The organism is Sphingomonas hylomeconis (assembly GCF_025370105.1).
Lineage (GTDB): Bacteria > Pseudomonadota > Alphaproteobacteria > Sphingomonadales > Sphingomonadaceae > Sphingomonas > Sphingomonas hylomeconis.
Window position 1 is genome coordinate 1 of sequence record NZ_JANQBK010000033.1, and the last position, 351, is coordinate 351.

General features: G+C 40.7%; 1 other RNA gene. It reads left to right on the top strand.

Annotated features, from left to right (window positions below):
- Positions 1-351, top strand: an RNA gene (gene rnpB, locus NV401_RS18765) — RNase P RNA component class B; the annotation flags it as partial.

Genomic DNA, 351 nt, shown 5'->3' on the forward strand with positions numbered 1-351 from the left:
TATATAGAGGAAAGTCCATGCTCACACAGTCTGAGATGATTGTAGTGTTCGTGCTTGATGAAACAATAAATCAAGGCATTAATTTGACGGCAATGAAATATCCTAAGTCTTTCGATATGGATAGAGTAATTTGAAAGTGCCACAGTGACGTAGCTTTTATAGAAATATAAAAGGTGGAACGCGGTAAACCCCTCGAGTGAGCAATCCAAATTTGGTAGGAGCACTTGTTTAACGGAATTCAACGTATAAACGAGACACACTTCGCGAAATGAAGTGGTGTAGACAGATGGTTATCACCTGAGTACCAGTGTGACTAGTGCACGTGATGAGTACGATGGAACAGAACATGGC